Source organism: Parasedimentitalea marina, assembly GCF_004006175.1.
GTDB classification, from domain to species: Bacteria; Pseudomonadota; Alphaproteobacteria; order Rhodobacterales; family Rhodobacteraceae; genus Parasedimentitalea; species Parasedimentitalea marina.
On the sequence record NZ_CP033219.1, the window covers coordinates 732,524 to 751,594 of the forward strand.

16 protein-coding genes are annotated in these 19,071 nt (G+C 57.8%); 7 read left to right on the plus strand and 9 right to left on the minus strand.

Features of this window, described 5'->3' with window-relative positions:
* Positions 1-3 precede the first annotated feature (3 nt).
* The 9 genes from edd to EBB79_RS03660 all read right to left on the minus strand — a co-directional run bounded on the left by edd (position 4) and on the right by EBB79_RS03660 (position 11,182).
* Positions 4-1,812, minus strand: coding sequence for a phosphogluconate dehydratase (gene edd, locus EBB79_RS03620; protein ID WP_127747626.1), 1,809 nt, complete (start codon positions 1,810-1,812; stop codon positions 4-6).
* Between the two features lie 31 nt (positions 1,813-1,843).
* Complete coding sequence (gene zwf / locus EBB79_RS03625) at positions 1,844-3,295, minus strand: glucose-6-phosphate dehydrogenase (RefSeq protein WP_127747627.1); 1,452 nt, start codon at positions 3,293-3,295, stop codon at positions 1,844-1,846.
* Positions 3,296-3,322: 27 nt separating this feature from the next.
* Positions 3,323-4,948 (minus strand): glucose-6-phosphate isomerase, encoded by a 1,626-nt coding sequence (pgi, locus tag EBB79_RS03630; protein ID WP_127747628.1) that lies wholly within the window; start codon positions 4,946-4,948, stop codon positions 3,323-3,325.
* A gap of 189 nt (positions 4,949-5,137) precedes the next feature.
* A complete protein-coding gene (locus tag EBB79_RS03635) occupies positions 5,138-6,133 on the minus strand; it encodes an ABC transporter ATP-binding protein (RefSeq protein WP_127747629.1) in 996 nt (331 codons plus the stop codon).
* Between the two features lie 2 nt (positions 6,134-6,135).
* Positions 6,136-7,164 (minus strand): Gfo/Idh/MocA family protein, encoded by a 1,029-nt coding sequence (locus EBB79_RS03640; RefSeq protein ID WP_127747630.1) that lies wholly within the window; start codon positions 7,162-7,164, stop codon positions 6,136-6,138.
* The gene (locus tag EBB79_RS03645) at positions 7,161-8,000 is read right to left on the minus strand and encodes a carbohydrate ABC transporter permease (protein WP_127747631.1); all 840 of its coding nucleotides are present in this window, start codon (positions 7,998-8,000) and stop codon (positions 7,161-7,163) included. Before EBB79_RS03645 ends, EBB79_RS03640 begins: the two co-directional genes overlap by 4 nt.
* Before the next feature lie 11 nt (positions 8,001-8,011).
* On the minus strand, positions 8,012-8,926 hold the full coding sequence (locus EBB79_RS03650; protein ID WP_127747632.1) for a carbohydrate ABC transporter permease: 915 nt from the start codon (positions 8,924-8,926) through the stop codon (positions 8,012-8,014).
* 66 nt (positions 8,927-8,992) lie between these two features.
* Positions 8,993-10,243 carry an ABC transporter substrate-binding protein gene (locus EBB79_RS03655; protein ID WP_127747633.1) on the minus strand — a complete coding sequence of 417 codons (1,251 nt, stop codon included), beginning with the start codon at positions 10,241-10,243 and terminating at the stop codon, positions 8,993-8,995.
* Positions 10,244-10,270: 27 nt separating this feature from the next.
* Complete coding sequence (locus tag EBB79_RS03660; protein ID WP_127747634.1) at positions 10,271-11,182, minus strand: N-acetylmuramic acid 6-phosphate etherase; 912 nt, start codon at positions 11,180-11,182, stop codon at positions 10,271-10,273.
* Positions 11,183-11,331: 149 nt separating this feature from the next.
* On the opposite strand from EBB79_RS03660, the gene EBB79_RS03665 reads away from it, so the two are divergent.
* From EBB79_RS03665 to EBB79_RS03700, 7 genes are all read left to right on the plus strand, one after another.
* The gene (locus tag EBB79_RS03665) at positions 11,332-12,222 is read left to right on the plus strand and encodes a glucosamine kinase nucleotide-binding domain-containing protein (RefSeq protein ID WP_127747635.1); all 891 of its coding nucleotides are present in this window, start codon (positions 11,332-11,334) and stop codon (positions 12,220-12,222) included.
* Positions 12,219-12,977 (plus strand): GntR family transcriptional regulator, encoded by a 759-nt coding sequence (locus EBB79_RS03670; RefSeq protein ID WP_127747636.1) that lies wholly within the window; start codon positions 12,219-12,221, stop codon positions 12,975-12,977. Before EBB79_RS03665 ends, EBB79_RS03670 begins: the two co-directional genes overlap by 4 nt.
* Before the next feature lie 11 nt (positions 12,978-12,988).
* Positions 12,989-14,017, plus strand: a complete 1,029-nt coding sequence (locus EBB79_RS03675; protein ID WP_127747637.1) for an SIS domain-containing protein — start codon at positions 12,989-12,991, stop codon at positions 14,015-14,017.
* The gene (gene nagA, locus EBB79_RS03680) at positions 14,014-15,165 is read left to right on the plus strand and encodes an N-acetylglucosamine-6-phosphate deacetylase (RefSeq protein ID WP_127747638.1); all 1,152 of its coding nucleotides are present in this window, start codon (positions 14,014-14,016) and stop codon (positions 15,163-15,165) included. Before EBB79_RS03675 ends, nagA begins: the two co-directional genes overlap by 4 nt.
* 252 nt (positions 15,166-15,417) lie before the next feature.
* Complete coding sequence (locus tag EBB79_RS03685) at positions 15,418-16,416, plus strand: glycosyltransferase family 2 protein (protein WP_127747639.1); 999 nt, start codon at positions 15,418-15,420, stop codon at positions 16,414-16,416.
* On the plus strand, positions 16,413-17,573 hold the full coding sequence (locus tag EBB79_RS03695) for a GtrA family protein (RefSeq protein ID WP_338045789.1): 1,161 nt from the start codon (positions 16,413-16,415) through the stop codon (positions 17,571-17,573). The genes EBB79_RS03685 and EBB79_RS03695 overlap by 4 nt, the downstream gene beginning before the upstream one ends.
* Positions 17,570-19,009: a hypothetical protein gene (locus EBB79_RS03700; RefSeq protein WP_127747640.1), complete on the plus strand. Its 1,440-nt coding sequence runs from the start codon at positions 17,570-17,572 to the stop codon at positions 19,007-19,009. Before EBB79_RS03695 ends, EBB79_RS03700 begins: the two co-directional genes overlap by 4 nt.
* Positions 19,010-19,071 lie beyond the last annotated feature (62 nt).

Sequence of the window (19,071 nt, forward strand, 5' to 3'; positions counted from 1 at the left end):
ATCTTATACTCCAAATACACTGGCGCCGGTGTCGGCAGATCCGACGGCCTGGCGGAAAGGGGAGAACAGCTCGCGTCCCATGCCATAGGCATTGGCCGAAAGGTCCGCAGTTGCAGGTGCGCGGTCGGTGACATCGGGGGTCACTATGTCCAGTGTCCCGGCTATTGCATCGACCCGCAGAATATCACCGTCCTGAATATAGGCGATTGGGCCGCCGTCAAGCGCTTCGGGAACCACATGGATTGCGGCAGGTATTTTGCCGCTGGCCCCGGACATGCGTCCATCCGTTACCAGTGCCACTTTGTGGCCACGACCTTGCAGGATCGACAGCATTGGCGTCAGGCTGTGCAGCTCGGGCATGCCATTGGCCTTGGGCCCCTGAAACCGCACCACGATGATGGTGTCACCGGTAAATTCACCGGCTTTGAACGCCGCCTTGGCCTCGTCCTGATCGTGGAAGACACGAACTGGAGCCTCGACGATACGGTGCTCTTCAGCCACGGCCGAAATTTTCATGACACCAGTGCCAAGCGAGCCAGTCAGGCGGCTTAGCCCGCCAGTGGGCTGGAAGGGATCAGAGGCGGGGCGGACAATTTTGTCATTCAGGCTTGTGTCTGTGCCCTTGCGCCAGGTCAGACCATCGTCACCTAAGAAGGGTTCGGTGGTATAGTTGACCAGCCCGTCGCCAGCGACGGTTTTGGTATCCGGATGGAGCAGGCCAGCCGAGAGCATTTCACCGATCATGTAGCCCAGACCACCTGCGGCGTGGAAGTGGTTCACGTCGGCCATCCCATTAGGGTAAACCCGCGCCAGCAGGGGCACGACTTCGGACAGCTCCGCAAAGTCCTGCCAGTCCAGAATGATGCCACCGGCACGGGCCATGGCAATCAGGTGAATCAACAGGTTGGTCGACCCGCCCGTGGCCATCAGGCCGGCGATGCCGTTGGCATAGGCCTTTTCGTCCAGAATATCGCAAACTGGTGTATAGGCATTGCCCAGAGCGCTGAGAGACAGAGCACGACGGCCGCCCTCTTTGGTCAGCGCATCACGCAGCGGCGTGTTTGGATTGACAAAGCTGGAACCCGGCAGGTGCAGCCCCATGAATTCCATCAGCATCTGGTTGGTATTGGCGGTGCCATAAAATGTGCAGGTGCCCGGCCCGTGGTATGCGGCCATCTCTGCCTTTAACAACTCTTCGCGGCTGACTTCACCCAGAGCGTATTTTTGGCGGATCTTGGCCTTGTCGTCGTTGGCCAAGCCACTGGTCATGGGGCCTGCGGGCAGAAACACGGCGGGCAGGTGGCCAAAGACCTGGGCGCCGATAATCAGGCCCGGTACGATCTTGTCACAGACGCCCAGAAAAACCGCCGCGTCAAAAGTGTTGTGGCTCAGTGCGACGGCGGTGGCCATGGCAATGGTATCCCGCGAAAACAGGCTCAGCTCCATGCCGGCCTCACCCTGGGTGACGCCGTCACACATGGCGGGAACACCGCCGGCAACCTGCGCCGTGCCGCCGGCCTCACGCGCGGCATCGCGGATCAGCTGCGGGTAGGTCTCAAACGGTTGATGCGCCGAGAGCATATCGTTGTAAGCGGTGATAATGCCAATGTGACCGGTCGAGGCCTTGGCCAGGGTGTCCTGATCCGCGCCAGCAGCGGCATAGGCATGCGCCTGTCCGCTACAGCTGAGATGCGCCCGCGCCGGGCCTTTGCTTTGAGCCGCGCGCATCCGGCCAAGATAGGCCTGCCGGGTGGGGGCGCTGCGGCTGATAATGCGTTCGGTGACCGAGGCCAGAGTTGTATTCAAAGTCATTGGGTGCCGCTTTTCTGTTGGGTGCCTTGGATCATTTGCCGATACTGCGCCAGCTACGTTCGTCGCGATGCAGCAGCCGAAGTGAGTCTTCGGGCCCGGAGCTGCCGATATCATAGGGCAGCGGAGCATGCCGGGTGCCGTCCCAGCCTGCGATGATGGGATCGGCCCAGGCCCAGGCGGCCTCGACTTCGTCACCGCGCATGAACAGGGTCTGGTTGCCACGGATCACATCCATGATCAGCCGTTCATAGGCATCTTGCGGTCGTTCATCATGGGGCAGGCTGTCGGCAAAGGTCATGTCCAGCGCGGCCTGGGTCAGGCGCATGCCACCGGGACCGGGGTCCTTGATGGTGGTGTGCAGGGTGATGCCTTCGTCGGGTTGCAGGCGGATCACCAGCACATTGCCCTTGGCCGGGTCACTGCCCTGAAAGATGTTATGCGGCGGATCGCGAAAGAAGACCGCGATTTCTGATGCCCGCTCGCGCAGGCATTTGCCGGTGCGCAGATAGAACGGAGTTCCGGCCCACCGCCAATTGGCAACCTGCACCTTCATGGCGATGAAGCTTTCGGTCTGGCTGTCCGGATCTCCGGCATGATCGCGGTAACTGGCCTGACCATCGTGGCCGCGATACTGGCCGCGGGCGATGTCCGAGTTCTCGACCGGTTCCAGCGCCTCGATCACCTTGACCTTCTCGTTGCGCACCGCGTCCGGGGTAAAGTTGCCGGGCGGTTCCATGGCGGTCAGGCACAGCAGCTGCATCAGGTGGTTTTGCACCATGTCGCGCATCGCGCCTGAGCGGTCATAGTATTCGCCGCGCCCTTCAACCCCGATGCTTTCGGCAACGGTGATCTGTACGTGATCGATATGCGAGGAATTCCACAGGGGTTCAAACAGCGAGTTGGCAAAGCGCAGCGCCATCAGGTTCTGCACAGTTTCTTTGCCCAGATAATGGTCGATCCGATAGATCTGACTTTCCTCAAAGTTGGCCCGCAGTGCCTTGTTCAAGGCCTGAGCACTGGCCAGATCGTGGCCAAAGGGCTTTTCCACCACAATGCGGCTGTCATCTGTGGCGATGCCGGTACTGCGCAGACGCGTTGCAATGTCGCCAAACAGGCTGGGCGCAACCGAAAGATAGAAGGCGCGCACCATGTCCGGGCGCATGTGCGTGGCAAGCTCATCCCAGCCGCGATCGCCTTTGGCATCAATGGCCACATAATCCAGCAGGGTGACAAAGGCAGCGATGTCTTTGTCGTTCACCTCGTCCTGCTGGCCAAATTCACGCACGGCTTCGGCCACCCGCTCGCGGAAACTGTCGACGTCCATGTCACTGCGGGACGCGCCGATGATACGTGAGCTGTCGCTGAATTGGCCCAGTTGGAAGCGGTGGAACAGACTGGGCAGAATTTTGCGCCGGGCAAGGTCGCCGGTAGCGCCGAAAAGCACCAGATCAAAGGATTGGACGGGTATGACTCGGGAAACCATGGTTCTCTCTGACGTTCGTGGCTGAAGTTAGGATTGGGTGGCGGCGGGCGGGGTCAATTTAGACAGCAATCCGCTGGTGGAGCCGTCTTTGTGGTCGGTGGGCGCTCCTTGGACCAGAGGCAGCAAGGCGACGGCAAGTTCTTTGCCCAACTCAACCCCCCATTGGTCGAACGGGTTGAGGCCCCAAATCGTACCTTCGGTGAACACACGGTGCTCATACAGGGCGATAGTCTGACCCAGCACAAAGGGCGTGAGTTTGGGGTAGGCGATGGTGATCGACGGGCGGTCACCTGGGAAGCTGAGATGCGCCGCCATGCGGTCCTGCTCGGCGCCAGTAAGGCCGCGCTTGGCGGCAACCTCGCTGGCCTCGGCCAATGAACGCCCGCGCATAAGCGCCTCGGACTGGGCTAGGCAATTGGCCTTTAGCAGGTCGTGGTGGTGGCGCAGGTCTGGCTCGTGGGCCTCGGCGGCAATCAGGAATTCGGCGGGGACAACTGCCGTGCCCTGGTGCAGTAACTGGTAAAACGCATGCTGGCCGTTGGTGCCGGGTTCGCCCCAGACCACCGGCCCCGAGGCGCGGGGCAGGGTGCTGCCGTCCTGCGCCACCCGCTTGCCGTTGCTCTCCATGTCGAGCTGTTGAAGATAGGCCGGCAGGCGTTGCAGGTGCTGGTCATAGGGCAGGACAGCGCGGCTGCCGTAGTCGCAGATATTGTTGTGCCAGATACCAACCAGTCCCAGCAGAACCGGCAGGTTCTTGTGTAGGGGTGCGGTTTTGAAATGGTTGTCCATGGCATCTGCGCCACGCAGGAAGTCTTTGAAGTTCTTAGATCCGATGGCCAGCATGATGGGCAGACCCACAGGGCCCCACAGGGAATACCGTCCGCCAACCCAGTTCTCAAACCCAAATACCCGTTCGGGGGCAATCCCCAAGGCGGCGGTTTTGTCGTGCGCGGTTGAAACGGCTGCCAGATGGTCTCCTGCCTTGTCGCCCAGGGCGGCCCGCAGCCAGACCAGCGCGGTTTCAGCGTTGGTCATGGTCTCAATCGTGGTGAATGTTTTGGAGGCGATGATGACCAATGTCCGCCTGGGGTCCAGAGTGGCCAGCGTGTCGTGGATATGGGCACCGTCTACATTCGAGACAAAATGGCAGCAGGGGCCATCGTGATAGGGGGTCAGTGCCAGCGTTGCCATCGCCGGACCCAGGTCCGAACCGCCAATGCCGATGTTGACGACATCGGTAAAGTGGCCGCCGTCAGCCGTCTGGATGTCGCCGTTGCGAACCGCCTCTGCAAACTGTTCCATCTGACTTCGGATGGTACGGACTTCCGGCAGGACATCGGCGCCATCAACCTCAATTGGGGTGTCAGCCTGGGCGCGCAGGGCTGTGTGCAATACAGCGCGATCCTCGGTGGTATTGATCGCTTCACCGCGGAACATTGCGGCGATCTTGGCTTCCAGATCTTCGCCTTGGGCCAGCTGAACCAGAAGATCCATCGCAGTGGCATCCAGACTGGTCTTCGAGACGTCGAGAAGCATCCCGTCTGTTTCAGCTGAAAACCTATCAAAGCGGGTGGTGTCATCGAACAGCGACAAAATAGAGGTGTCAGCTGTTTGACTGCGGTGTGCTGCAAGTTGCTGCCAAATATCGCTCATCGTTGTACCCTTTGTGCTGCTCGGCAGATCAAATCAGTTAGCGCTAACGAAAGTCTAACGAGAGTGCTAATGGACTCATTGGCATCCAGAGTAAACAGTTTGCTGCAATTTCAGCCTGTAGATGGCGAAAATGCAGGGTATTTGTGAAATGAAACGCGCTTTTTGATCAATCCGACCCGAATATCGGCACTATACACGCTGGCCATCGGAATCAAAAGTCAGGCACTTCGAATCATCAAAGTCGATGGCGACCCGATCACCGATTGCAATGTCGTATTGTCCGAACTCACGTGACGTAAAGGATAGGCCACCGCCCAGATCGATCAGGATATTGGTGTCACCACCCAGCTTTTCCACATGAATGACGGTGCCCGGAAGGCGGCCATTATCGGTGATCCGGGCGTATTCGGGGCGAATGCCGATATGTTTGCCGGGGGCACCACCCAGCTGTTCCGCCGGAACGAAATTCATCGACGGCGAGCCGATAAATTCGGCGACAAAGCGGTTGGCGGGGTTGTTGTAGATCTCCATCGGGGAGCCGACCTGTTCTACGCGCCCATCGCGCAGCACCACGATTTTGTCGGCCAATGTCATTGCCTCGACCTGATCATGGGTGACGTAGATCATGCTGGCCCCAAGCTGGCGGTGCAGCCGGGCGATTTCCAGCCGGGTGTTCATGCGCAGGGCCGCATCCAGGTTCGACAGGGGTTCGTCGAACAAGAACAGATCCGGCTCGCGCACTACGGCGCGGCCAATGGCGACCCGCTGACGCTGGCCACCCGACAGTTCTGCGGGACGCCGATCCAGGTAATCTTCCAGCGACAGCATCCGGCTGGCCTCGGCAACTCGCCCGGCAATATCGTCTTTGGGCATGCGGGCCTGTTTCAGCGCCAGCGCCATGTTGTCGCGCACCGTCAAATGCGGGTACAGCGCATAGGACTGGAACACCATGGCGATGCCACGTTTGGCAGGGGGGATGTCATTGACCAGGGTGCCGCAGATCTCAATATCGCCCGAAGTGGCCTCTTCGAGGCCGGAAATCACTCGCAGCAGGGTTGATTTTCCACAGCCCGAGGGACCGACGAAGACCACGAACTCGCCGTCTTCGACATGCAGGTTGATGTCTTTCAACACCTGGACCTGGCCAAAAGATTTGCAGACATTGCTAAGAAGAAGAGCGGTCATGATCAGGATCCAGTCAGGTCAACAGGGCGGCCCGAGCGAATGCTCTGGTCGGCGGCCAAACAGATTTCAAGCGACGAAACGGCGTCACTCATATGGCGGGTCAGGTCTATGTTTTCCGAGATTGCACGCAAAACATAGGACTGTTCGGCATCGCATAGTTGCTGATGGCCGGGTTCTCCGGGTAGATCGATGAGGCTGTCACCGTCGGGGCGATGCACCAGCAAGGCTCCGACGGCGGTATGGCCGTCCACATCATCGGACCCGGATTTGTCTTTTTCGGTAATTGAAACGGATCCGTTGGGTGAGATCACGTCTTTCACAAAGAAGGCTGTTTCAGACATCATCGGGCCCCAGCCGGCCTCGTACCAGGCAAGCGAGCCATCATCGAACACCACCTGAAACTGGCCGTAGTTATACATGTCCTCGGCAATCTCATCAGACAGACGCAGGCCCATGCCATTGACCCGTACGGGTTTCGCATCGGTGATCTGGCACATGACGTCGACATAATGTACGCCACAGTCCACGATGGGCGACGTGGTTTGCATCAGTGCCTTGTGGGTTTCCCAGGTCTCGCCGCTGGATTGCTGGTTCAGGTTCATCCGAAACACAAATGGCCCTCCCAACCCGCGCGCCTCTGTGATCAGCCGCATCCACGAGGGATGGTGGCGCAGGATGTATCCGACCACCAGTTTGCGGTTCAGCTCGGCCGCCTTTGCCGTCACGCGGCGGGCATCGGCAAGGGTTGTGGCCAAGGGTTTTTCGACAAAGATATCCGCGCCTGCCTCCATCGCGGCAATAGCATAATTTGCGTGGCTGTCGGAGTAGGTGGCGATCACCACGAGGTCCGGTTTGGCCTCGGCCAGGGCGCTGTGGAAATCGGTGAATACCGGATAGCCTTGCAAGTCGGCGTTGGTGACAACGCCGGATCGGTTGACCAACCCGACAATCTGCGCGTCCGGATGGTTGTGATGGGCCAGCGCATGGGACAGGCCCATATTGCCAAGACCGGCGATCAGAACACGGATCATTTGACGGCTCCTGACGTGATACCCCGGATCAACTGGCGTGAGAAGATCACATAGAGGATCATCACAGGTAGGATCGCCAGCGACAGGGCCGACAGAACCGCATTCCAGTCGGTGACGAACTGACCGATGAATACCTGGCTGCCCAGTGTCAGGGTCTTGGTCTCTTCAGCGGGGGCCAGGATCAGCGGGAACCACAGGTCGTTCCAGATCGGGATCATATTGAACACCGCCACCGTTGCCATCGCCGGGCGCACCAGGGGCAGGACCAGCCGGAAGAAAATGGTATATTCGCTGAGCCCGTCAATGCGGCCGGCATTCTTAAGGTCTTCGCTGACCTGCCGCATGAACTCGGACAGGATAAACACCGCCAGTGGCAGGCCCTGTGCTGTGTAGACCAGGATCAGCGCCCATAGCGAGTTGACCAGTCCAGTGCTGACCATCATCTCCAGGATGGCGACGGTGCCGATGCGGATCGGGATCATGATCCCTAGCGCCAGATACAGGCCCATCAACAAATTGCCCTTGAACCGGTATTCGGCCAGCGCAAAGGCGGCCATGGCGCCAAACAGCAGTACAAAGAACAATGTGGCCACGGTGACGATCATTGAGTTCTGAAAGTAGAGGAAGAAATCCCCCTGCTTCATCACCGTCTGATAGCCGATCATGGTGAATGTATCACCATCGGGCAGGGCCAGTGGGTCGCGAAAGATCGCTTTGCGGGTTTTGAAGCTGTTGATCAGGATCACAAACACCGGGAACAACGCAATAAGGGTATAGGTGATCAGCGCAACATGGGCGGCCATGCTGTTGAGCGGATTGGCGCGGGCTGTAGACATCTTGAGCCTCCTTAAAACTGATAGCGGCGTAGGCGGGTCTGGATACCAAACAGGTAGATACAAACACCCACCAGAATGATGCCAAACATGCCGCTGGCGATGGCAGATCCCATGTGTGGATCCCCCAGTTGCAGCTGGAAGCCAAAGAACGTGCGATACATAAAGGTGCCCAGAATATCGGTTGAGAAGGCCGGGCCGGCAAGGGCGCCCTGGGTGGTATAGATCAGGTCAAAGGCGTTGAAATTGCCAACAAAGGTCAGGATCGAAATGATCCCGATTGACGGTAGGATCAGTGGTAGTTTGATCTTCCAGAAGGCCGAGAACCCGGTGATCCCATCCACTTCTCCGGCCTCGAGCACCTCTTCGGGGATCGACAGCAGGGCGGCGTATATCAACATCATCGGGATGCCGACAAATTGCCAGACTGAGATCAGCGCCAGTGTCGTCAGCGCGTATTCCTCTTTGCCCAGATAGGGCGCATAGAGCCACTTCAGGCCGACGGCATTCAGCATGTCCGGGGTGATGCCCCAAATGGGTGACAGGATCAGTTTCCAGGCAAAGCCGACGATGACAAATGACAGGATCGTGGGCACAAAGATCGCGGTGCGATAGATCGCGGCAAACCGCAGCCGAGGGTGGCTCAAGATAGCAGCAAGGGCGATGCCAATCGGGTTCTGCACAATCATGTGGATGAAGAAAAACCAGAAGTTATTGCCCAAGGCGTTCCAAAACTGTTCCGACCAATGAGGGTTACCAAACAGAGTGCGGAAATTGTCCAACCCGACAAACTGACGAACCTGATCGACTTCGGTGAACAGGGCCAGTCGCAATGTGTTGAACAATGGGACGATCATGATGGCTGTGTAGACCAGCACAGCAGGGGCCAAGAATATAACGATGTGCCATTTGATGCCTGAAATCTTCATGCTCGCCTCTTCCCGTTGAATGTTCCGGGCCAACAAGGGGCCCGGAACTTTGGTGCGTGAGTGGTCTTATTTCTGCGGTGCGTACCAGCTGGCCAGACCGTCCTGCAGTTCCATGCCCAGATCTGTGGCTGACTTGCTGCCTTTGATCGCGGCGACCGAAGCGCCCCAGGTCTCGTTCTCCAGGTTTGGTGTGCCGCGTGACAGAACCTGATAGGTCGACCGGATGGTGGACTCACACTCGCCACGCCAGCTGACGAATTCTTGTGCCAGCGGGTCTTCCATCGCCACATCGTGGTTCGACAGCGAGAAGAAACCAGGCAGCGCGTTGGCATAGATCGAGGCGAACTCGGATGTGCCCATCCAGTTAAGGAAGGTTTTGGCGGCCTCGGCATTAGGAGAGGCTGCGTTCATACCCAATGCGATATCGGTGTGATCCGAGATATAGCAGGTGTCACCCGATGCCTGTACAGGTGGCTTGAATGCGCCCATGGCGAAATCGGCCTGTGCGTTGAAGCCAGTGATTTCCCAGCTGCCTGCCGGATAGATCGCAGCGCGACCCAGGGTAAAGATGTTCTGGCTGTCCGGGTAAGTTTGCGCTTCATATCCATCGCCCAGATATTCGCCCCATTTGGCCAGCGCTTCGTAGGGTGCAACCCACTGTGGATCGGTCAGCTTTTGATCGCCTGCGATCAATGCCAGACGGCCTTCTTCACCTTTCCAGTAGTTCGGGCCAATGTTGTTATAACCCATAGTGGCGGCTTCCCACTGGTCGTTGGTGCCCATCGCCATCGGGATATAGTTACCGTCTTCTTTGATCGTCTCAAGCGCCGCAAAGAACTCGGCTTCAGTTTCCGGGATTTCCAGGCCCAATTCTGCAAAGGCGTCTTTGTTGTAGATAAAGCCGTGGATCACCGACGCCATCGGCATGCAGAACGAGGCTGCAGCGTCATCAGTCTGCCAGGCAGATTTAGCAACGCTGGAGAAGTTGGACATGCCATCAAGGTCAGACAGGTCAGCCAGGTGGCCGGCATCATACAGGGCCAGCGAGGCGTCAAAGGGGCGGCAGGTGATCAGATCGCCGGCGCTGCCCGCGTCCAGTTTTGAATTCAGCACCGCGTTGTACTCGGCAGGGGCTGATGGGGTAAATTTTACTTTGATGTCGGGGTTAGCTGCCTCGAACGCGGGAATGATTGTGTCCTGCCACAGCGTCAGGTCATCATTGCGCCAGCTTTCGATTGTCAGCGTCACTTCGGCGGCGGCAGCGCCGCCCAGAATAGTTGAGCCCAAAAGTGCCAAGCTAAGAATTTTACGTGTCATTGATAGTCCTCCCAAGATTATTGATTTTCAGCCCAGTGGCCGAGGTCGTAAGTGCCGCAAAGCGGCGCGTAGGTCTCCGTTGGTTTCGTCAAGAATTTGGTTCGCCTGTTCCAGCGACAGGGTATCCGACGCCATAATCACGGCCGGTTTTACAGCGCCATGCGCCCGTAGCAGGCACTCGGCGGCGAGGGTCGGCGTCACATCCGCGATCTGGCGGACGATACCTTCGGCGCGGCTGCGCAGTTTGTCGTTGTCGGCCACAACGTTGACCATCATCCCGTCAAAGACGTGACCCAAGCGGATACCCATCAAAGTAGAGAGCATGTTCAAAGTGGCCTTTTGCGCAGTGGCGGCACCCAGTCTGGTTGACCCCGCAATCAGTTCCGGCGGTGTGTCCAGGTGAATCGCGACGTCTGCATAGGCAAACATAGGTGCATTGGCCGTGTTGGCGATGCAAATCACCGAGGCCCCGTTGTCTTGCGCTACCTTGGCAAATGCGAGTGGGTAAGGGGTGGAGCCACTGGCGGAAATGGCGATGACCGCGTCTTCCGGCTTAACTTCGGCTGCCGCGGTGATAGCGCTGGCTGTGTCATCTTCGGTATGTCCAGGCATCTTGCCGTCGTGTGGCACGCCTCCGGCCATGTGGATGGCGATGCGATCCGCGGTCAGTCCAAAGGTGCCAGGAATTTCAGCGCCATCCGCCAGCCCCATCAAAGCAGAGGAACCCGCTGCCGCATAGTGAAGGCGACCACCCGCGCGAATGGATTGCACCATTAACCCGGCGGCAGCGGCAAGTTCGGACGCGGCGCTTGCGGTCGCCTGCAAAGCCTGCAGCTGGCTTGCCAATAGTTGCTCTAAAATCGCGCCGTCTGGCTGCAGATCAAGGCCCTTGGCGTTGCCATGTAGCGTTTCTGTTTGTCGAGAGCTGGTCGTGCTCATGTGATTCCCCCTGCGGATGCACTATTTAATACCTATGCAATACCTTTTGTCTACCATTTATTCATGAATGGTGAGTTTTCCGCGATTTCCGACGTATTGCGCTGGGTATGGGTCTTTCATTTGGGTTAAAGGTATTGTATAGGTATCGAATGACTGACTCGCAGCACACCTTTTGTATTGCCATTGATGGCGGCGGCACCTCGTGCCGCCTTGCCCTGAAGACGCCTACCGGCGTGGTTTCGGTCAGGCGCGGCAGCGCAAATGTATTTTCCGATTATGAAACTGCATTGGAAACGATGCGGGATGGTTTGGCTGAGTTGTGTTCAAAGGCTGGCCTGGATGTGCGGCAATTGGTTGATATTCCGTTGTATGCGGGGCTTGCCGGAGTGGTGGATGGCGCCGTCGCGCGCTCTGTTGCTGAGGGGTTGCCATCGCGCCATGCGCTGATCGAGGATGACCGCCATGCGGCAGTGATTGGTGCGCTGGGCGCGCGATCCGGCAGCTTGATCGGTATTGGAACCGGTTCATTTTTGGCGCGGCAATCGCAAGGTAATATTGCTTTCATCGGCGGTTACGGCCCTGTTCTTGGGGACGAAGCCTCGGGGAGTTGGCTGGGCCGGGGGCTGCTGCGCCGGGCACTGTTGGTGCTGGATGGGCTGGAGGATACCAGCGATCTGGTTGAGTCCTGCTTGAGTGAGTTCCAGCATGATGTAGCTCGGATCGTGAGATTTACCATTGCGGCACAGCCCGCCGATTATGGTGTTTATGCACCGCGCGTGGTGCAGGCCGCAAAAACTGGTGATGTCACGGGGCGCGTTTTGATGGAGGCCGGCGCGGATTATATCTGCAAGGCATTGGCGGCGCTGGGCCGTGAACCGGACGAGCCTGTATGTGGGATTGGTGGCGTTGCAGCGCATTACGCGGATTTCCTGCCACCGGAAATTGCGGCCAGCCTGGTTGACCCTCAGGGTGAGGCTTTGGACGGGGCGTTGGAATTGGCGCGTCGCTTTGCGGTGCAGATCCGGCAGGAGCAAACATGACAGCTGATGAACTCTTTAAGCCCGGAGAGTGGCTGGATGACGTGACCGGCCCCCGGTATGTCCGCCTGCGCTCTAGGATCGAGGTGGCTATTCGCGATGGAATGTTGCCCAAAAGCGCTCCACTGCCGGCCGAACGGGAAATTGCCAGTTTGACTGGTCTGTCGCGCGTGACTGTGCGTCGTGCGATGCAGGATTTGGTGGATCGCGGCATTGTTGTTCAGCGTCAGGGGTCCGGCAGCTTCGTTTCCGATGCACCTCCACGGGTGGAACAAACACTGTCGCTGCTGACATCCTTTACCGAGGATATGCTTCGGCGCGGGTTGAGTTCGTCCAGTGAGTGGCTGGGGCGTGGCATTCACATGGCATCCCCCGAAGAGGTGATGGTGTTGGCCTTGTCCTCGGGTGAATCGGTGGCGCGGGTCGAACGCCTGCGCCGGGCCGATAACCGCCCCATGGCGATCGAGCGGGCCTCGTTACCGATCGATATATTGCCCAACCCCTTGCAGGTGGAAACGTCGTTGTATGCGGTTCTGGAGGCCGGTGGAAACCGTCCTGTGCGTGCCCTGCAGCGGATTTCGGCTGTGAACTTGACGGATGAGGATGCCGACTTGCTGGGTGTGGAACCGGGCGCTGCCGGTTTGCGCATCTCGCGCACCTCGTATCTGCCCAACCGACGCGTGGTCGAATTCACCCGTTCTATCTACCGTGGCGATGCATATGACTTTGTGGCTGAGTTGCGGCTCGCCGACCAATAGGAGCTAACAGTATGATCCAGAGCACCAAAATGCGCCGCGAGATCGATGAGATCCCCGAGGCCGTCGAGCGGCTGCTGACCGAGGGCGCAGTGGACATCGCGCGGGTTGCAAGCGCAGTGCGGGATCGGGACCCGGCGTTTATCATGACTGTTGCACGCGGATCGTCGGACCATGTGTGCACCTATACGAAATACGTCTCGGAATTGTTGCTGGGGGTGCCGGTGGCCTCGGTTGGGCCATCGGTCGCCTCGGTTTATGATGCCCCGCTGAAACTGAGCAAAGGGTTAGGCCTGGCGGTGTCACAATCGGGGCAAAGCCCGGACATTGTCGCGATGGCACGCAACGCCGGCCGGGACGGCGCCTTGACCGTGGCGCTGACCAACGAGGCGCGCTCACCCCTGGCGAAAGTCAGCGCCCATTCTATCGATATTCAGGCTGGCCCCGAGCTGAGCGTTGCAGCAACCAAGACTTTTGTCACCTCGGCGGTTGCCGGATTGTGGCTGCTGGCCGAATGGCGTCAAGACAGGGCGTTGCTTGCGGCGATCCGGGCGCTGCCAGAGCAGCTGGCATCTGCGGCAAGGATCGACTGGCCCGAAGTGCGGGACGCCATAGGGGTGCAGCAATCCTTGTTCACTTTGGGGCGGGGGCCGGTTCTGGCGGTGTCAAACGAAGCCGCGTTGAAGTTCAAAGAGACCTGTCAGCTACACGCGGAAAGCTATTCCTCGGCTGAGGTGCTGCACGGGCCAGTGTCGATTGTGGGTGAGCGGTTCCCGGTGCTGGGGTTTGCGGCAGGTGATGCGGCTGAAAACGCGCTTGCTGAGGTTTCTGATCAAATGGCCGCCAAAGGCGCACGGGTTTTTGCCACCACCACCAAGGTGCAGGGCGCCACCTGTATTGACCACATCCGAACGGATCATGGATTGGCCGACCCGCTGAGCCTGATCGTCTCGTTCTATTCAATGGTCGAGGCCTTTGCCACTTCGCGTGGGGTAGATCCCGATGCGCCCCGACATCTGAAGAAAGTTACGGAAACGGTATGAGCCAACAGCTGACAGCACTGAAGGGCGCCTTGGTTCTAGAGGGCGGGCGGTTTTGCCAAGACAAAGTGCTGCTGCTGCGCGGGGCGCATATCGAGGGCATAGTGTCGAACCAGCAGGTTCCCTCTGACGCCCATGTAGTAGATCTGGATGGTGGCTACCTGGTGCCCGGATTTGTTGACCTGCAGGTCAATGGTGGCGGTGGGGTGATGCTGAATGATCAGCAGGATGTGGCTACTTTGCGCAGAATTGCGCAGGCCCATGCCCGCATTGGGGCTACTTCAATTCTGCCCACCTTAATCACCGATACTCCAAGTCATTTATCTGCATCCATTAAGGCGGTCGAGGCAGCATTGGCAGACGGCGTGCCGGGGATTTTGGGGCTTCATCTTGAGGGGCCACATTTGTCAAAGGCCCGCAAAGGCGCACATGATGCAGGCTTGATCCGGCGCATGAGCGATGCGGATATGGTTGTATTGCTGGATGCGGCAAAACGGATACCGGTCTTAAAGATCACTGTTGCGCCTGAAAACGTCAGCAATGATCAGATCACGGCGCTGAGCGCCGCCGGTATCTTGGTGTCTCTGGGTCACACAGAGGCGGATTTTGACACTTGCAAGGCAGCGGTCCAGGCTGGTGCACGCTGTGTCACCCATTTGTTCAACGCCCAAAGTCAGATCAACGGGCGCGAACCTGGCACTGTGGGCGCGGCGCTTGCGCTGGGTGCTTTGTCTGCCGGTCTGATTGCCGACGGTGTTCATGTGCATCCCACCAGTATGTCACTGGCGCTGCGCGCCAAGCAGGGACCAGGGCAGATCTTTCTGGTGAGTGACGCCATGGCCACCGCCGGGGCTGACACTGAGTGTTTTACCTTGAACGGACGTGACATTCACCGCAGTGGCAATCGGCTGACCCTTGCGGATGGCACCCTAGCCGGGGCGCATCTGGAATTGGCAACCGCAGTTGGAAACCTTGTTGAAATGTGCGGGGTCTCTCTGGAAATGGCGCTTGCTATGGCCTGCGAGTTTCCTGCCGCATTGATTGGGGCAAGCGATATAGGGACTTTAGCCGAGGGCCGACAGGCCGATGTCTTGCACCTGAACGAAGCGCTGCAGATCGAGAAGGTTTGGCAACGCGGCGATCTGGTCTAATTTGTGTGACGCTTGGCACCGGGCTGCTGCTGATTCCTGTCGAATCTGCGATTAACTCGTCAAAAAAGGTCGAATAGTGGCACTTAGGGCATCATTGCCACGTCAATGCCATAGTTTGTGGCTGAAACCACACAAGCCGTTAACCATTGTGTCCGACAATGCCGGACCATCCGGCAAATGTTGGCGTGATGCCATGCAATGGGTCAGTATCTGCGCCATCGAGTAAACAAAACAAATGTGGGGACGTGTAAGGTGTACCTTTCCGTTGTTGTACCCTGCTTTAACGAGGATGAGTCGATCCCGCTGCTGGTTGAGCGGCTGGCACAGGCGATTGCACCTTGGGCAGATAGGGCCGAAATCATCCTGGTGGATGACGGCTCAGATGATGAAACCTGGGCGGCCATGGAAGTGGCCAGCGCGCAGGTGCCGCAATTGCGCGGGCTGCGTCTGTCGGCCAACCGTGGTCATCAGGTGGCGCTGACCGCCGGGCTGGAAGCGGCGCGTGGTGAACGTATCTTCATGCTGGACGCGGATCTGCAAGATCCACCCGAGATTCTTCCGGATATGATGGCAATGATGGATCGCGGTTATGACGTGGTCTACGGCCGTCGCGCTGAACGCAAGGGCGAGACCCTGTTCAAAAGGCTGACCGCCCATCTTTTCTATCGGTTCCTGAATGTCTTGTCGGATGTGGCCATTCCGAAAGATACAGGTGATTTTCGATTGGTAAGCCGTCGCTCTCTGGATGCTGTTTTGGGTATGCCGGAACGGTCCAGATTTATTCGTGGTATGTTCGCCTGGGCTGGCTATCGTCAGGTCGGGCTGGAATATGTCCGAGATGCCAGGGTGGCAGGTGTAACCAAATACCCATTCCGGGCCATGCTGCGATTTGCCACCGATGCACTCACGGGGTTTTCGACCAAACCGTTGAAAATAGCCACACGCCTGTCGTTTGTCAGTCTGCTGGTGACAGTGTTCATGTCAGTCTATGTGTTTGGGTCTCTGGTGATGTTCAATACTGCGCCTGGTTGGGCATCAATGTTGCTGGCGATTTCGTTCTTCTCGGGTATCCAACTGCTGACACTTGGGATCCTGGGCGAATACGTTGGCCGTCTATACATGGAGAGCAAGCAGCGGCCGTTGTACTTCCTGTCTCAGGAGACAGGTGTGCCAACGCAATTGCAACAAGGATCAGATCCGGTTGTCACCAGCGTGGTGACTGAGCCCTCCAGCACCTCAAAAGCATCATGATCAGTGCAGCACAGGCCCAGTTCCTGCGATTTGCGACCGTGGGAACGGTTGTCGCTGGGCTATACGTGTCCATTTATCTGCTTTTCCTGGCCCTGTCGTTAGATCAGGCTTGGGCAAACTTCCTGGCTTTTCTGATCGCCGTCTCGATCCAGTATGTCGGGCAAACCTGGTGGACGTTTCGAAAGCCATTGGGGCGACCGGACCAAATTGTTCGGTTCTCGTGTACGATTGGGCTGGGGTATCTGGTGTCTGCGGGCATTACCGGAGCCTTGGGTCCGGCACTGGGCTGGCCTGAAGCTGTTTCGGCAAGTGTCGTGGCCATCGTTTTACCAATACAGAATTACCTCATTTTCCGCATCTGGGTTTTTGCAGAAGCAGACGAACAAAGGAAAGGGCGGGAGATGCCTCATATATATTCTAACCAGTTTTATGACTACATTGACGCTGGCGCCCGCACATCGGCACAGGCGATGATAAGTGTAGTGCAGCCTTGGCTGAACGCAAAAAGTGTGGTGGATCTGGGGTCAGGGCGTGGTGTCTGGACGGACGAGTGGACCAAGGCTGGCGTGCTTGATGTGGCGGCAGTGGATGGCGATTATGTCGACCGGGATCGATTGGCAGTGCCCAAAGACAAATTCCATGCCGCCGACCTGACCAAAACTGTAGATCTGGGTCGCCGGTTCGATCTGGCCCAAAGTCTGGAAGTTGGCGAGCATTTAGCCGAGAACGCGTCTAAGGCGCTGGTGGAAAGCCTAACCCGGCATGCCGACAGGGTGTTGTTTTCAGCCGCGGTTCCTGGACAAGGCGGCGAATTTCATATCAACGAAAAACCACTGTCGTTTTGGCAGGATCTGTTTGCGTCTCACGGATACACTCCGTTTGATTGTGTCCGCCCTCAACTCAAAGGCACTGCCGGTGTCGAACCCTGGTATCGTTACAATACAGTGCTTTATGCCAATGCAGCGGGCCGCGATGGGCTCCCAGCCGAGGTGATAGCTTGTGAAATCCCGGTCGGGCAAAAAGTGCCTTTGGCTGGGAGCTTGGGCTGGCGAATGCGCCGGGGAATTGTGTCCTTGATGCCGCGCGGTTTGGTGACAAAATTTGCCCAGGTGCGCGCCGCATATTTGACGAATAGGGCCCGAAAGGCAAATGGATGAGCGATGCGCCTCTTGCTGTTGTCGGCGGTCGCCTAGGTCACATCTCAGTTTTGACGGCTACAATTGTGCTGACCTGTCTTGGTTTGTTGCTGGCGTCCGGGTTGCAGGTGCTGGACCCAATGGTGCGGCACGATGACTTTGCCGCCTTATTGGCCGAGCCGAGTTGGTATTATACCAAAACCCTATATGAGGGGCGCTGGCTCAATTATCTGTGGCACTTTCGTGGGGTGGTGACGCCATCCTGGCTTAGCTATCTGGCCTATCAGTTTTTCTGGGCTGTCTTTGCGGCCTGTCTGGCAAACCTTGCTTTGAGCAACAAAGCCGAGCTTTGGCATCGTGTTGCCCTGGCGCTGCTGGTGACGCTGGTGCCATCGGCCCTGCTGATTTCACTTTGGTTCAACACCTTGATGCCCGGGATGGGGTTGGTTGCACTGTATGCATGGATCTCCACTCGGGTTACCGAGAGCACCGCACGTAGGTTACTGGTGGTGTTCGTGCCGCTCACATTGCTGACCTACACGACATACCCGCTCTTTTTGTTAGCTCTTTGCCTGAGCCGCGCGGATACCCAGCGATCGCTTCGTGATCTTGGTAGTTTGATGACTGTGTTTATTGCCAGTTTTGCGCTGGGGATGTTGGTGATTTATACGCTCAACTCCTTCGAACACGGCATCTTTGGTGTACCTATGGCACCTTGGCGCAATGCCACACCGGCGCATGATCTGGCGTCAGTACTGGAAAACGCCAAGCAGATTGGTACGTTTTTGTATGAAAGCGGGCGTGTTCTGGGGTTTGGATATTTCCCAATGACACTGGCGCATCTGGCCTTGATGGCTACGGCTGTTGTGGTCTGTGGCAGACGGGACCCCTTGCGTGTCGGCTATATCCTGTGCGGAATTTCTGCCGGGTTGGGGCTGATCTTTCTGCAAACAGTGAAATCTGGAATTTCACTGCCTGTGCGTGTCATCGGTTTCGCCTGGGCCATGTATGCTGTGTTACTGGTCCTATTGGTCCTTCAACTGTGTGAAAAAGGCGGGTTGCGCGAACGGCTAAGCCGTAATGTGCTGATTTTCTTTGTGATGGCCTATGCAGCCGGAACGTTTCAACAGTCACTGATCTATGGGGCCTGGCAAAAAGAGACCCGCGCCATGGCCGCAAGTATAGGTTCAGGACATGAACCGGTGTATGTGACTGGAACTTACAAATCACTGTTGAATGCCGATCGCTCTGGAATCCAGAACCCGCGGGGGCTGCGATTGCGCTTAGCCTATCTGACTGGTCGATCAGTCATCACTTGTGAAGTGCATCCAGAACAATGTGGCGACCTGCCACCTGAGATGCTTGCGGACCGGCCACCGGGTGAGGCAGAAGTGCACCGCTTGGATGGCAAAATAGTGGTTCGATTGTCCAAGCAGGTTGTTTCGGCGCGGCATTAAATGGCGCCTGCTGGGTGAAAGGCTGAGAAGTTTGAGCACCAGCTGGCTATTTGATCTGGGAA

Bases quoted from the DNA above. Each gene is read 5' to 3' on its own strand.
- edd (WP_127747626.1), bottom strand. From the start codon at position 1,812: ATGACTTTGAATACAACTCTGGCCTCGGTCACCGAACGCATTATCAGC.
- EBB79_RS03700 (WP_127747640.1), top strand. From the start codon at position 17,570: ATGAGCGATGCGCCTCTTGCTGTTGTCGGCGGTCGCCTAGGTCACATC.
- EBB79_RS03635 (WP_127747629.1), bottom strand. From the start codon at position 6,133: ATGACCGCTCTTCTTCTTAGCAATGTCTGCAAATCTTTTGGCCAGGTC.
- zwf (WP_127747627.1), bottom strand. From the start codon at position 3,295: ATGGTTTCCCGAGTCATACCCGTCCAATCCTTTGATCTGGTGCTTTTC.
- nagA (WP_127747638.1), top strand. From the start codon at position 14,014: ATGAGCCAACAGCTGACAGCACTGAAGGGCGCCTTGGTTCTAGAGGGC.
- EBB79_RS03640 (WP_127747630.1), bottom strand. From the start codon at position 7,164: ATGATCCGTGTTCTGATCGCCGGTCTTGGCAATATGGGCCTGTCCCAT.
- EBB79_RS03675 (WP_127747637.1), top strand. From the start codon at position 12,989: ATGATCCAGAGCACCAAAATGCGCCGCGAGATCGATGAGATCCCCGAG.
- EBB79_RS03695 (WP_338045789.1), top strand. From the start codon at position 16,413: ATGATCAGTGCAGCACAGGCCCAGTTCCTGCGATTTGCGACCGTGGGA.
- EBB79_RS03665 (WP_127747635.1), top strand. From the start codon at position 11,332: ATGACTGACTCGCAGCACACCTTTTGTATTGCCATTGATGGCGGCGGC.
- EBB79_RS03660 (WP_127747634.1), bottom strand. From the start codon at position 11,182: ATGAGCACGACCAGCTCTCGACAAACAGAAACGCTACATGGCAACGCC.
- EBB79_RS03670 (WP_127747636.1), top strand. From the start codon at position 12,219: ATGACAGCTGATGAACTCTTTAAGCCCGGAGAGTGGCTGGATGACGTG.
- EBB79_RS03650 (WP_127747632.1), bottom strand. From the start codon at position 8,926: ATGAAGATTTCAGGCATCAAATGGCACATCGTTATATTCTTGGCCCCT.
- pgi (WP_127747628.1), bottom strand. From the start codon at position 4,948: ATGAGCGATATTTGGCAGCAACTTGCAGCACACCGCAGTCAAACAGCT.
- EBB79_RS03655 (WP_127747633.1), bottom strand. From the start codon at position 10,243: ATGACACGTAAAATTCTTAGCTTGGCACTTTTGGGCTCAACTATTCTG.
- EBB79_RS03645 (WP_127747631.1), bottom strand. From the start codon at position 8,000: ATGTCTACAGCCCGCGCCAATCCGCTCAACAGCATGGCCGCCCATGTT.